Here is a 13,786-nt window from a genome sequence, read left to right on the forward strand (position 1 = left end):
TTATACAGTTTGAGGTTGGTTGATACTGTAGAAATAAAAGTCTTCCAGAGTATTATTAACTACTTCGAAACCGTCTCCAGGCTGTGATTCACTATAAACATTTACGTTTAATTGACCACTTCTTAAATAAGCAGATAACACACTGTATTCTTCCTGATATTTTTCTAATTCTTCTTTATCTATTTTCTTTCTGAAAATCCGCCCATTCAGCGAATTTGTCAATTCCAGAGGATGTCCTTGAACCACTACAGAACCTTCATTGAAAACTGCCATATTGGTACATAAATTAACAACATCGTCTACAATATGGGTAGATAAAATAACTACTGCATCTTCCCCTAACTCACTCAATAAATTATGGAAACGATTACGCTCCATAGGATCTAATCCTGCTGTAGGCTCATCTACAATTATCAATTTCGGATTTCCAATCAAGGCTTGTGCAATTCCGAACCTTTGACGCATTCCTCCCGAATAATCCCCTAAATTTCTTTTTCTGAATTTATATAGATTCACCTTATTCAATAGATCTGCTACATAAGCAGTTCTATCGGACTTATTATGAATTCCTTTGATTTTTGCGATATGATTCAACATCATTTCTGCTGAAACTTTTGGGTACACTCCGAAATCTTGAGGCAAGTACCCCAATACTTTCCGAAGTTCTTCTGGCTCACTAAAAACATCTATCCCATCAAATTCAATACTACCAGTATCACTAAGTTGCAATGTGGCGATTGTTCGCATTAAAGTAGATTTACCGGCGCCATTTGGGCCTAATAAGCCAAACATTCCCTTATCTATTTCTAAATTAACATTGTTAAGTGCCTTTGTTCCGTTAGGATACGTTTTATTCAAGTTTTTAATGGAAAGCATAGTTGGTAGTTTAGCTGGGTTTTATCTTTAAACCTATTAGTAACTAATAAGCAGTTACGTTACAATTTTAACCAAATATTCTAAAATATAATCCCGATAGCTATATACCCAAAAATTCTTAAGCATGCTTTATATTTGCAAATGCGAATTAGTTTGCCGTAGATTTTGAAAGTAACTAGTTGCCATAAATTCGTTACTACCTTGAGTTGATTAACAAAAAGTGAATTCCTATGTATCCATTAAGAAGAAATAGAAGACTTAGAACCAACGAAACTATTAGATCATTGGTTAGAGAAAATATAATCTCTCCAAACGATTTTTTAGTGCCATTATTTGTAGTTGAAGGGAAGGGTGTGAAGGAAGAGATCGCATCTATGCCTAACTATTATAGATTCAGTTTGGATTTGTTGGAAAAGGAAGTGAAAGAGCTTTGGAAACTGGGACTTAAATCGGTGTTGCTATTTGTAAAGGTGCCGGACAGTTTAAAAGATAATGCAGGAACCGAAGCTTTAAATGCTGAGGGTTTAATGCAACGAGCGATTAAAACTGTGAAAAATGCCGTTCCTGAAATGTTGGTAATGACAGATATCGCTTTAGATCCTTATTCTTCTTTTGGTCATGATGGAGTAGTTGCCGATGGAAAAATATTGAATGATGACACCACCGCAATTTTAGCTGAAATGTCACTTTCGCACGCCATAGCAGGTGCCGATTTTGTTGCGCCCAGCGATATGATGGATGGAAGGATCTTCGAAATTAGAACATTATTGGAAGATGAAGGTTTTCATGACACGGGAATTATGAGCTACTCTGCAAAATATGCTTCTGCATTTTACGGGCCTTTTCGCGATGCACTAGATTCTGCTCCAGGATTTGGAGACAAAAAAACCTATCAGATGGATCCGGCAAACAGGGAAGAAGCTATTCGTGAAACCTTGATGGATATTGAAGAGGGTGCAGATATCGTAATGGTGAAACCAGGACTGTGTTATTTGGATATTGTTCGTGAAATTAAAAATGCAGTGACAGTTCCAGTAGCAGTGTATCAGGTTAGTGGAGAGTATGCTATGATAAAAGCTGCTTCAGAAAAAGGCTGGTTAGATCATGATGCTGTGATGATGGAGCAATTAACTGCAATTAAACGTGCAGGAGCCAATATGATAGCAAGCTATTTTGCAAAAGATGCCGTAAAATTAATTTCTTAATTGGTTGAAATTTAGTTTAATTTTTTTATTGCGAATTCACTTTTAATGTACATTTGTTAGGTGAAAATCAAGAAGCTACCATTTAGTATCTCATTATTGCTACTTACGTTATTTAATGTAGTTAGCAGTTCGGCATTTTCATTCCCTTCAGAAACTCTGGATCTAAATTCCAGGAATTCTTACACCTTAAAAATACAACAGAACACCAAGGCTATCTTTACTGAAGAAGCCTCGGTTTCCGTAGTTATAGAAATAGCCTCAAACCAAGACTATTTCAATTCAGGCGGGATTGGTATAAATTCCTTTGATTCTTCTGAATCTCTTAGCCATACTTATACTTATAATCTGTGGTTACATAACCCAGATCTTAAGCATCTACTCTCACAACATATTTTTCCATTTCAGTTTTTTTGGTAAGGTTTTTTCTAGTTGAATTCTCGAAAATTTGGTCTTTATAATTACTTGAGATCTATCTGTTCTTGTTTTCAACTCTTCAGAAAAATATTAAACAAAACAATTAATGAAAACCCCTTTTTTGAGTGCAAGCTTTATAGCCATTTACAAGAAAGATGTTTTCTAGAACACTACTTAAAATTAAATTAAAATGGAAAATTCATCAGCTATCATGGGCATCGCCTTATTGGCTTTATTTGTTGGACCTATAATCTATATGATCGTACGCCACTCATCAAAAGAAAAAATAGTAAAGAAAAGATTACACAGCCTTGCAACTGAAAACAACATGAAGTTGGATCAGATTGAAATAACTAATTCCTTGTTACTTGGCTTGGACAGTAACGCTAAAAAATTCTTGATAATAGATCCATCAGACCATACTAAATATGAAGTGATAGATCTTAAAAATGTAGGACAGAGTGTTGTTGCCAAATCTGGACATCAACAAAAAATAGGAAATAAGAATAAACTTGCCTTAACACATATTGGATTGGAATTACTGAAGAATAATTCTAAAGAGAAAGTAAAAGAAGTAATTTTTTATGATGAAGATGACAACGATAGTTTAGATGCCGATGCACAATTATTCATGGCAAATAAATGGGATAAACTCATTAAATCCAATCTTTCCGCTTAATCCCATCGGTGGATTCGATTCCGGATGCTCATCCTTAGCAGGTAGACGGAATGATTTAAAGAAAGAGCAATTTATAAGCTGTTATCGGTGGTTCTTGCCGGTAACAGCTTATTTAAATCAAGAACTCAGAGTAATCCCATGAAGTATGTCCCATTCGCTATAGGAAGGAATACAGTTTTAAAATTCAGAAGTATCCCGATGCTTATCGGGACGGGGATTAAACCCTCAATGACGAACTAAACGGCTTTACCAATACTTTAGGAAAAATGTAGTAAAGAATCCTTATTTTAGTATCCTAAAACTAAATGCAACAATGGGCTTACTTATTCTTTATGCTACTCTTGCCATTTTTTTTTCATTTTTATGCTCTATTCTGGAAGCGGTTTTACTTAGCATAACTCCTACTTTTATCCGTATTAAAAAAAAGGAAGGAAAAGCCTATGCAACCACTTTAACACATTTCAAGAACGATATAGATAAACCTCTCATCGCCATTTTAACTTTAAACACGGTTGCCCATACTGTGGGAGCAATTCTTGTAGGAGTGCAGGCGGAGAAGGTTTTTGGAGGCGGAGGAAATTCAGTAGGAATCGTATCAGCTGTTATGACCCTGGCAATATTAATTCTTTCTGAAATAGTTCCAAAAACTATTGGAGCAACGTACTGGCAATCGCTTGGAAAATTTACTGTTATATGTTTAAAAATCTTATTATTTCCATTGAAATACACAGGGATTCTTTGGTTGATGATGCTTACCACCAAACTAATTGGGAAATCGGCACACGTAAGTACCATGAGTAGGGAGGAGTTTATGGCAATTACCGATGCAGCGGAAGAAGAAGGCTTTTTTGAAGAAAAAGAAACTACTGTTATCAAAAATCTGCTTGTGTTCAAATCGGTCGAGGCAAAAGATGTAATGACGCCATTTTCTGTCGCCACCATAGAAGATGAGTCTACCAGCATTGAAGATTTTCACCGCGCGAATAAAAATTTAAAATTTTCCAGAATCCCAGTTTATAAAGGCAAGCCCAATAATATTACGGGTTTCGTGCTTAAAGATGATATTCTTGAGGAAATGATAGACGAAAGAGGCCCGGAACCTTTAAGTATTTTAACAAGGGATGTTTTCATTACCAATCCCAACACCCCAATTCCAGAGCTTTTCGAGATTTTTATTAAAAGAAAAGCTCATATTTCAATAGTAGCCGATCAATATGGAAACACCATCGGATTGGTAACAATGGAAGACATCATTGAAACCCTCTTAGGCCTTGAGATCATGGATGAAAATGATAACATAGAAGATATGCAACTTATGGCTCGACAAAACTGGGAAAAGCGAGCTAAAAAACTTGGACTTATTCAGCAAAATGATTCGGAAATAAAATCGGCTAACAATGACGGTAAGTCTTAAAACTCCACTGGGGATCTGTGATATAACTGGTGATGAAAATGGAGTTTCAGAAATTAGGATCGTAGATGAAGAAAGAGAAATAAGCGTTAATATTCCTGGATTTATAATTCCTGCAGTTGATCAACTTAAGGCTTATTTTAATGGGCAGCTTCAGCATTTTGACTTTAAGTTAAACCCAAAAGGAACACCGTTTCAAAAAAAAGTCTGGGAAGCATTAAACAAAATTCCATTTGGAGAAACATGCTCGTATTTACAACTTTCTAAAGAGTTGGGGGATGTAAAAGCCATTCGTGCTGTGGCTTCAGCAAATGGGAAAAACCCATTGTGGATAGTCACTCCTTGCCACCGGGTGATTAGAAGTGATGGTTCTTTAACCGGTTATGCGGGTGGACTTTGGAGAAAAAAATGGTTGTTAGACTTTGAAAACCCTCCTTTGCAACAAGAACTATTTTAAAATTCACTCTTAAGATAAAAAGCCCTATTTTTAGTAACTATGAGGTTATTCTTGAAAATTATCGGCGCGTTTTTAGCTACTATACTCTTAGTAGTGATTCTATTATATTTGTTCAATTATGATTATATCCTAAAAGGAATTCAAGTTATCTATTTAAAAGGTCATAATACCGCTTATATAGATGACTATCCCGAATTTGAAAATCGTGTAATTGAAGCAGATTCTTCTGTGACCTCTCCATGGCCAACTCATAGGAACTACAATGAAACTAAACCAACTGATAAACTAACAGATCTCAACAATGAGTTAGGGACTGTCGCTTTTCTTATAATTAAAAACGACAGTATTTGGTATGAAGATTATGCAGAAGATTACGAGTTGCTTTCAAAAACCAACTCATTTTCTATGGCAAAATCTATAACTGTTGCTCTACTCGGGAAGGCCATCAAGGATGGATATATCAAGGATCTAAACCAACCGGTAGGGGATTTCTTTCCAGAATTCAATAAAGGATTGGAGTCAAAACTAACCGTGGGCGATCTGGCATCTATGTCCTCTGGATTAGACTGGGATGAAGATTATTTTAATCCCTTTTCTCAAACTGCCAGAGCTTATTTTGGCGATGATATTAGAAAAGAAGCCTTGAATCTAAAAGTAGTAGAAGAACCTGGAATTTCCTTTGAATATTTAAGCGGGAACACCATTTTATTGGGGATTGTAATAGAAAAGGCCACTGGAAAGAATCTCTCCAATTACCTGAGCGAGAGTTTTTGGAAACCAATGGGAATGGAGTATGATGCCCTTTGGCAATTGGACAGCGAAGAAAATGGAATGGAAAAAGCTTATTGCTGTATTGCTTCCAATGCCCGGGATTTCGCCCATTTTGGCAAACTATTTAAAGACAACGGAAAGTGGAATGGACAACAATTACTGGATCCAGATTTTGTGAAAAAGGCAACCAATGCAAGATTTAAAGATTCTCCGCAATATGGATATGGCTTTTGGTTAAATGATTACAAAGACAAAGATATTTTTTACATGCGCGGAATATTAGGTCAATATGTAATTGTGATCCCTGAAGATGACCTTATTATAGTGAGGTTAGGACATGATCTAATACGAAGAAAAGAAGGTGAAAATCACTCGAAAGATTTCTTTATTTATATAGATGAAACCTATAAAATGTTGAAAAATGCTTCATAAAATATCAATAGAACACATCCTTTTTCTGGATATAGAAACAGTTCCCGAGACCCGAACTTTCCAGGAGCTCTCCCCTATAAAACAACAGCTGTGGGAAGAGAAATCCAAGTATCAGCGAAAAGAAGAATTTACGGCAGAAGAATATTATGTGCGCGCAGGAATCTGGGCCGAGTTTGGTAAAATAGCATGTATCTCGGTAGGGTTTTTCAAAAGCAAAGAAGATTCCAGAACTTTTAGATTAACAACATTTAAAGGAGAGGAAGAAAAAATTCTGAAAGATTTTTCCAACTTATTAAGTACACACTTTTATAAAGATCATCATCTTTTATGTGCCCATAATGGCAAGGAATTCGATTTTCCTTTCATTGCCAGAAGAATGCTTGTACATGGCCTTTCCCTTCCACCTAAACTGAATCTCTTCGGAAAGAAACCTTGGGAAGTGCCGCATTTAGACACCTTGGAATTATGGAAGTTTGGAGACTATAAACATTATACTTCTCTTAAACTACTTACCAATGTGCTTGGTATTCCATCACCTAAAGACGACATAGATGGCTCTGAAGTTAGAGGTGTGTTTTATGAAGAGCGAAATATTAACAGGATCGCAGTTTATTGCGAGAAGGATGTGGTAGCAATTGCACAGATTATTTTAAAATTTAGACAAGAGGAACTTTTAGAAGAATCTGAAATCATTTCAGTTTAAATAAGACTTCAACAGGCTTTTTATTGTGTTACATTTTAATCATGTTAGACTTCGATATGCTCAGTTTGGAAACTTCAAATGACATCCTGAGACCCGTGATAAAAAATTGTCTAGCGGAGTAAATTGACGTATGAAAGATGCTGAAACGAGTTCAGCATGACGGAAGTTAAAACCAGTATCGTCACCCTGTCCCGATACTTCGGGAGTTTCAGGGTCTCATATTCGGAGTAAATTTGAAAATACGTCAATGGTAGCCTTTCCAAGTCTGAAGATTTAAAAAAGCTGTTTTCAACAAAGACAATTAAAGCCTTATTTGAAAGACTATTCCAACTATTATAAACAAAAAAACCACCTTTTTCAAGGTGGTTTTTTCTAATATCTAAAATCTTAGATCTCTATTCTAAATTACTATAAATCGAACTTAATTCCTTGCGATAATGGCAATTCTGTTGTATAATTAATAGTATTTGTTTGTCTTCTCATATACACTTTCCAAGCATCAGATCCAGACTCACGTCCACCACCAGTTTCTTTCTCACCACCAAAAGCGCCTCCAATTTCTGCTCCGCTGGTTCCAATATTTACATTGGCAATTCCACAATCAGATCCGTTAACAGACAAGAAGTGTTCTGCCTCTCTTAAGTTATTGGTCATAATCGCAGAAGAAAGACCCTGCTTCACTCCATTCTGTAATTCCATTGCATCTTCAATATTTCCAGAATATTTCATCATGTATAATACAGGAGCAAAAGTTTCATGCTGAACGATCTCGTAAGAGTTCTTAGCTTCAGCAATTGCTGGTTTCACATAACAACCACTTTCGAAACCTTCACCTTCTAAAACCCCACCTTCAACAATGATGTTTCCTCCTTCTTCAACAACTTTAGCCAAAGCATTTTGGTAATTTTTCACCGCATCTTTATCTATAAGTGGTCCCATGTGGTTATTTTCATCTAAAGGGTTTCCAATGCTTAATTGCTTGTAAGCGGCAACAACAGCATCTTTTACTTTATCGTAAATAGATTCGTGAATTATAAGTCTTCTTGTAGAAGTACAACGTTGACCTGCAGTTCCCACGGCACCAAATACAGCACCAATAACGGTCATTTTAATATCGGCATCTGGAGTTACAATAATTGCATTGTTACCACCTAATTCCAATAAAGAATTTCCAAGACGTTCCGCTACCTTAGAAGCAACGATCCTACCCATTCTGGTAGATCCAGTTGCAGAAATAAGCGGAATACGATTATCTGTAGTCATCATTTCTCCTACTTTATAATCTCCAGTCACGAGACAAGAAATTCCAGCAGGCACATTGTTTTCTTCAAATACTCTTGCAGCTATTTTTTGACAAGCTACAGAAGTAATTGGTGTTTTTTCAGATCCTTTCCAAACACAAGCATCTCCACAAACCCAAGCCAAAGCTGTATTCCAAGACCAAACAGCCACGGGGAAATTAAAAGCAGAAATAATTCCTACTACTCCAAGTGGGTGGTATTGTTCGTACATTCTATGTCCAGGTCGCTCAGAATGCATGGTAAGTCCGTGCAATTGTCTAGATAATCCAACCGCGAAATCGCAGATATCTATCATTTCTTGAACCTCTCCTAAACCTTCTTGGTAAGATTTACCCATTTCATAAGAAACCAATTTTCCTAGTGGTTCTTTCAAACGGCGTAACTCTTCATTGAATTTTCTAACTATTTCTCCACGTAATGGTGCAGGCATTGTTTTCCAGCTTTTGAAACCTTCGGTAGCAGCATTCATCACTTTCTCATAATCTTCTTTAGAGGTAGTCTTCACTTTCCCTATCAACGAACCATCTACAGGCGAATATGATTCAATAATTTCACCACTTCCAAAAAATTCTGCTCCGGTAGAAGTTCCTTCATTAATATCTTTAATCCCTAGGTCTTTCAAGGCCTGTTTAATGCCAAACTTTTCTGCTATATCACTCATTTAATCGTGTTTTTATCTTTAATTATAACTAGTAGTTGCGAAAATAATAAATATAAAAGGAAACCCGTCCCTAATCTACTTTCATTCTCTAAGAATTAATAAACCGCTCGTCTACAGGCATCACAGTCCCACAGTTATCACAAGTTCGCAATTCCTTGCTGCCATAAAAATGCTTAAAATGACCTAGGAAATCGGTTTCTATATCATGCAATGGGAAATACACTTCATAAAGTTTATGGTTGCAATTATCGCAAAACCAAAGCAAGCCATCATCTCCTTCTTCACCCAAACGCTTCCGCTCTACGACAAGGCCTATAGATCCCGCTTCCCGAACAGGGGAATGAGGTATTTTCCCGGGATGTAAATACATATCTCCAGGTCCCAGCTTCATAATCTCCTTCTTGCCATCATCTTGAACATGAATTTCGATATTCCCTTCTAACTGAAAGAACAATTCTTCTGTTTCATTATAATGATAATCCTTTCTAGCATTTGGCCCTGCCACTATCATTACTATATAATCGTCACTTTCTTTATATAAATTTTTATTTCCCACCGGCGGCTTTAACAAATCTCTATTTTGTTCCACCCATTTCGTAAGATTAAAAGGCTTATTTATTGGCATAGTCTCTCATTTTATAAATGTTGTTTAAAATTAATCATTCTCACACAGATAGTTGTGAAGCTTATCTAAATGTTTTGGGCATGTTCGCTACCGCGAAACGCGCTATTTGTTACAAGTCCTCGCCCCGATCACGATCGGTGCTCCGGGCTTTTCACTACTATCGCTCATGCAAAAGACACAATCATATGAATCAAGAACCTCGGGGCAAACCCACGAGATTACCCGATGGTTCGGGAGAAAAATACTTTTAAAAATTCGAGGCAAGCCCGCCTGAATGAAATTCTTTTCGGGCAGGCCTCGGGGGAATTAAACCCTACAATGAGGAATTAAAACAAACCAACTTCAAAACTGTTTATAATTTTAGTACTTTTATTTCAAACATCTCAACACCCAAAATTTATGAAAAGATTACTACTACTTCTCTCTATTACGCTTTGTTTAGCGTGTAACAATGCTTCCGAAGAAAGAAAACCAATAGATAAACCTCAGAAAAAAACCACTTCAGACAAAGTAGAAGCCGATAATTTTGGGATCGCGATTCACGGGGGCGCAGGAACTATTTTAAAAGAAAACATGTCCGATTCTTTGGAAACCGCCTATATAGCTGTTTTAGAAGAGGCAGTAAGAGCAGGTCACGAAATTCTTGCAAATGGAGGGACTTCTATAGATGCCATTCAACGCACAATTAATATCATGGAAAATTCACCGCTTTTTAACGCAGGGAAAGGAGCAGTTTTCACCAATCAGGAAACCAATGAAATGGACGCCGCCATTATGGATGGGGAAACCCTGAATGCTGGAGCTGTAGCAGGTGTAACCACTGTAAAAAACCCAATTAATCTTGCGTTTCAGGTAATGGAGAATTCACCACATGTGCTTCTTTCCGGAAAAGGAGCCGAACAGTTTGCACAAGAACGCGGATTGGAAATAGTAGATCCTTCCTATTTCTATACAGAAAACAGATTTCAATCGCTTCAAAAAGTAAAAGAAGCTGAAAAAATGAAAGCAGACAGCACAGATAACAGAACTGCTTTTTACGATCCATACATCAAAGAATCCAAGTTTGGAACGGTGGGTTGCGTCGCTTTAGACAAAAACGGTAATATCGCCGCAGGAACTTCCACCGGAGGGATGACCAACAAAAAATGGAATAGAATTGGAGATGTGCCAATTATTGGTGCGGGTACCTATGCAAATAACGCTACTTGTGCTGTTTCTGGAACTGGTTGGGGAGAATATTTTATGAGAGGAGTTGTAGCCTACGATATCTCAGCCATGATGGAATACAAAAAGATGAGCCTAAAAGAAGCAGCCAGAAAGGTGATCCAAGGAAAATTAACTGAGCTAGGTGGCGAAGGTGGAATTATTGCCATAGATAATAAAGGGAATATTGCGATGGAATTTAATTCTGCGGGAATGTATCGAGCTGCAATGAATAAAAAAGGAGATTTAACGATAGGCATTTATAAAGAAAACGAGAATCTTGAAGAAGTAAACGAGTAAGCACAAATCTATATAAAAATCTAAGCTCCAATTACTTGGAGCTTAGATTTTGTTATAATTAACTAACAAGAATTGGGAGTTTATAGTTTACTTGGAAAGTTAAAAGTACCTTTGCCGACTTAAAATTTCGTGCATTTATTGCATCAAGATTCTATTTATGAAAAGAATACTTTTTTCTTGCTTTATTCTTACAGCATTTCTTAACCAAACCTCAACATTTGGTCAGCGTTTAACGAGAGAACAAGTTTATGATACCATTCAAGAAATGCCATCATTTTCTTCTTATCAGGATAACTTTTTTATTACTGGAGTTCCTACCAATAAATCGGTAACTAAGGTTAATTCCGATATAAAATATCACATCAGTTTCAAACAATTGATCACTAGAACTACTTTACCTCTTAACTCGTATTTATTTGTAACCTACTCTCAAAGCGCATTTTGGAGTGTCTACAGTAAATCCAGCCCTTTTGAAGAGATCAACTTTAATCCAGGAATAGGTTTAGGAAAACCCGTTTTCAATAAAGAAGGTAATATTTTTGGACTTGCAGAATTAAAATTTGAACATCAATCCAACGGAAGAGATAGTTTAGATAGTAGAAGTTGGAACAGAATTACGGGAATATTCCACACCCCATTAGGAAGGCGCACCATTTTGAGCGCCAAAGCTTGGCTACCTTTTGCTTACACCGAAAATCACCCAGATTTACTAGATTATATAGGCTTAGGAGAAGTTAAGGTTGAACAAACAATTCTTGCAAACCGCTTAATTGCCAGTGTTACTGTGAGAAAGGGCTTAAAAGATTGGAAAGGATCTGTAAGCTCAAGAATCTACTACAAACTATTTAATAATTCCGGGAACCAATACCTTATGTTGGAATGGTTTGCCGGGTATGCAGAAAGTCTTATAGATTATAATAAATATACCAGTATGGTGAGACTTGGGTATGTAATTAAATCTTCAGATTTAGATATTTTAAAGACTAGATAATATTCCCCTAAATTATTTAACAAAATCTTAGTTTTTAATTAGTTCGGATTTTACCGAACTAATACTAATTTTGCATTTCAAATTTTAGAAATGCAAAAGGAATTAATAGAAAGGAAGAATAAGCTGGTAGAAAGATTAGGCGTTTTTATTGAGAATGAAGACAATATGGCTCCCCTGGAAGCTAGAATTTTCTCAACTCTTATTCTTACTGGAAAAGGTGGTATTACTTTCGAAAACTTAGTGAAAGATCTTAATGCCAGCAAAAGCACTATCTGTACACATTTAAATACGCTGCAAGCATCTGGCAGAGTAAGCTATTTTACCAAACCGGGAGATAGAAAACGCTATTTCAATGTTACTCCAAATAGACTTCTTCAAGTTATGAATGAAATGCTGGCGAAGTGGAATATGCAGTATGATATCCACTCAGATATTATTGAATATAAAAAAGAAGCCAATAGCCAAAACACTATAGACGCTGAGGAGTTTGAACTTCATTTTCATGAAAACTATCTTTTATTTCTGGAAGAAGTAAGCAATGCTGTTAACAAGTTGAAGAAAAATATCGCAGAATTATAATCTAATCATCCTATTACGCCTATCAAATAAAGACATCATGAAGAATATTATAAAATCATTAATTGTATCCATAGGACTAATATCTCTTGCCTCCTGCGGAGAAGGAAAAGATCAGAATGCTGCTCAGGCTGCACAACCAAAGCCCTATCCTGTTTATGAAGTGCCCACAAAAACAGTTACTGGATTTACTACTTACCCTGCAAGTATAGAAGGCATTGTGAATAGTGAGATAAGAGCAAAAGTTTCAGGTTATATCACTAAAGTCTTGGTAGATGAAGGTGAACAAGTAAAAGCAGGACAGATATTATTTAAACTAGAAACTCAATCTTTATCTCAAGATGCTGCTGCTGCTAAGGCCAATGTAAATGCCGCACAAGTTGAGGTGGATAAACTGAAGCCTCTGGTAGAAAAGAACATTATAAGTTCTGTTCAATTAGAAACTGCTACAGCAAAACTTCAACAAGCACAAAGTGGTTATAATAGCATCCTGGCAAATATTGGATATGCAAATATAAAAAGCCCGGTAGACGGTTATGTAGGTGCTATACGTAAAAGGGAAGGAGCTTTAATTAGCGCTTCAGATCAAGATCCACTAACCACCGTTTCAGACATTAATAAAGTATACGCCTATTTCTCTATGAATGAATCAGATTATTTAGATTTTATTCAAGATGCAGAGGGAACTACTATTCAAGATAAAATAGATAATATTCCGGCAGTACGATTGAAACTTGCTAATGGAAGTCTTTATGATCAAGAAGGAAAGATACAAACCATCAACTCTGTGATCAATCCCAATACAGGGTCTATTTCCTTTAGAGCTATTTTCGATAATCCTTCAAGATTATTAACCAACGGCAATAGTGCTATACTGCAAATTCCAAAAATATACAAAGATGTTTTAGTTATTTCACAAGAATCCACTTACGAGCAACAAGGAAATACACTGGTGTTTAAATTACAGAATAATGATTCTGTAGTTTCTTCTATTGTTAAGGTAAAGGCTAAAGTTGACAATCTTTATGTTATTGAATCTGGAGTAGAACAAGGAGATAGTGTGGTTGCAAAAGGAACAGATAAATTAAGAAGTGGCACAAGAATAAGTCCGCAACCGGTTGCATTTGATTCTGTTGCAAAACCCCTGGAGAAAGTATTTAACTAACCAGAGAAGAAAGAAA

The 13,786-nt window shown here is 36.2% G+C and carries 14 protein-coding genes; 11 read left to right on the plus strand and 3 right to left on the minus strand.

Annotated elements, in window-relative coordinates:
• Positions 1-876 carry an ABC transporter ATP-binding protein gene (locus H033_RS0101475; RefSeq protein WP_026836745.1) on the minus strand — a complete coding sequence of 292 codons (876 nt, stop codon included), beginning with the start codon at positions 874-876 and terminating at the stop codon, positions 1-3.
• Between the two features lie 230 nt (positions 877-1,106).
• On the opposite strand from H033_RS0101475, the gene hemB reads away from it, so the two are divergent.
• From hemB to H033_RS0101510, 7 genes are all read left to right on the plus strand, one after another.
• A complete protein-coding gene (hemB, locus tag H033_RS0101480) occupies positions 1,107-2,081 on the plus strand; it encodes a porphobilinogen synthase (RefSeq protein WP_026836746.1) in 975 nt (324 codons plus the stop codon).
• A gap of 60 nt (positions 2,082-2,141) precedes the next feature.
• Positions 2,142-2,498, plus strand: a complete 357-nt coding sequence (locus tag H033_RS0101485; RefSeq protein WP_026836747.1) for a hypothetical protein — start codon at positions 2,142-2,144, stop codon at positions 2,496-2,498.
• A gap of 187 nt (positions 2,499-2,685) precedes the next feature.
• Positions 2,686-3,174, plus strand: coding sequence for a hypothetical protein (locus H033_RS0101490; RefSeq protein ID WP_231367526.1), 489 nt, complete (start codon positions 2,686-2,688; stop codon positions 3,172-3,174).
• Between the two features lie 313 nt (positions 3,175-3,487).
• The gene (locus H033_RS0101495; RefSeq protein ID WP_026836749.1) at positions 3,488-4,588 is read left to right on the plus strand and encodes a CNNM domain-containing protein; all 1,101 of its coding nucleotides are present in this window, start codon (positions 3,488-3,490) and stop codon (positions 4,586-4,588) included.
• Positions 4,572-5,042, plus strand: coding sequence for a methylated-DNA--[protein]-cysteine S-methyltransferase (locus tag H033_RS0101500; RefSeq protein WP_026836750.1), 471 nt, complete (start codon positions 4,572-4,574; stop codon positions 5,040-5,042). The genes H033_RS0101495 and H033_RS0101500 overlap by 17 nt, the downstream gene beginning before the upstream one ends.
• Positions 5,043-5,081: 39 nt before the next feature.
• On the plus strand, positions 5,082-6,245 hold the full coding sequence (locus tag H033_RS0101505) for a serine hydrolase domain-containing protein (protein ID WP_026836751.1): 1,164 nt from the start codon (positions 5,082-5,084) through the stop codon (positions 6,243-6,245).
• On the plus strand, positions 6,235-6,948 hold the full coding sequence (locus tag H033_RS0101510) for a 3'-5' exonuclease (RefSeq protein ID WP_026836752.1): 714 nt from the start codon (positions 6,235-6,237) through the stop codon (positions 6,946-6,948). The genes H033_RS0101505 and H033_RS0101510 overlap by 11 nt, the downstream gene beginning before the upstream one ends.
• A gap of 408 nt (positions 6,949-7,356) precedes the next feature.
• Here the strand turns inward: H033_RS0101510 and H033_RS0101515 are convergent, their stop codons facing one another.
• Together H033_RS0101515 and H033_RS0101520 are read right to left on the minus strand one after the other, a co-directional pair.
• Entirely contained in the window at positions 7,357-8,910 is a 1,554-nt protein-coding gene (locus tag H033_RS0101515; protein WP_026836753.1) for an aldehyde dehydrogenase family protein, read from the minus strand.
• Positions 8,911-8,998: 88 nt separating this feature from the next.
• Complete coding sequence (locus tag H033_RS0101520) at positions 8,999-9,535, minus strand: 3-hydroxyanthranilate 3,4-dioxygenase (protein WP_026836754.1); 537 nt, start codon at positions 9,533-9,535, stop codon at positions 8,999-9,001.
• A gap of 399 nt (positions 9,536-9,934) precedes the next feature.
• Here H033_RS0101520 and H033_RS0101525 point away from each other — a divergent pair, with 399 nt between their 5' ends.
• The 4 genes from H033_RS0101525 to H033_RS0101540 all read left to right on the plus strand — a co-directional run bounded on the left by H033_RS0101525 (position 9,935) and on the right by H033_RS0101540 (position 13,770).
• Positions 9,935-11,038: an isoaspartyl peptidase/L-asparaginase family protein gene (locus tag H033_RS0101525; protein WP_026836755.1), complete on the plus strand. Its 1,104-nt coding sequence runs from the start codon at positions 9,935-9,937 to the stop codon at positions 11,036-11,038.
• A 157-nt stretch (positions 11,039-11,195) separates the two neighbouring features.
• A complete protein-coding gene (locus H033_RS0101530) occupies positions 11,196-12,029 on the plus strand; it encodes a phospholipase A (RefSeq protein ID WP_026836756.1) in 834 nt (277 codons plus the stop codon).
• Between the two features lie 90 nt (positions 12,030-12,119).
• Positions 12,120-12,608, plus strand: coding sequence for a GbsR/MarR family transcriptional regulator (locus tag H033_RS0101535; RefSeq protein WP_026836757.1), 489 nt, complete (start codon positions 12,120-12,122; stop codon positions 12,606-12,608).
• A gap of 37 nt (positions 12,609-12,645) precedes the next feature.
• Positions 12,646-13,770: an efflux RND transporter periplasmic adaptor subunit gene (locus H033_RS0101540; RefSeq protein WP_026836758.1), complete on the plus strand. Its 1,125-nt coding sequence runs from the start codon at positions 12,646-12,648 to the stop codon at positions 13,768-13,770.
• Positions 13,771-13,786 lie beyond the last annotated feature (16 nt).

Source organism: Gillisia sp. JM1 (genome assembly GCF_000424645.1).
In the GTDB taxonomy this organism is placed as follows: Bacteria; Bacteroidota; Bacteroidia; order Flavobacteriales; family Flavobacteriaceae; genus Gillisia.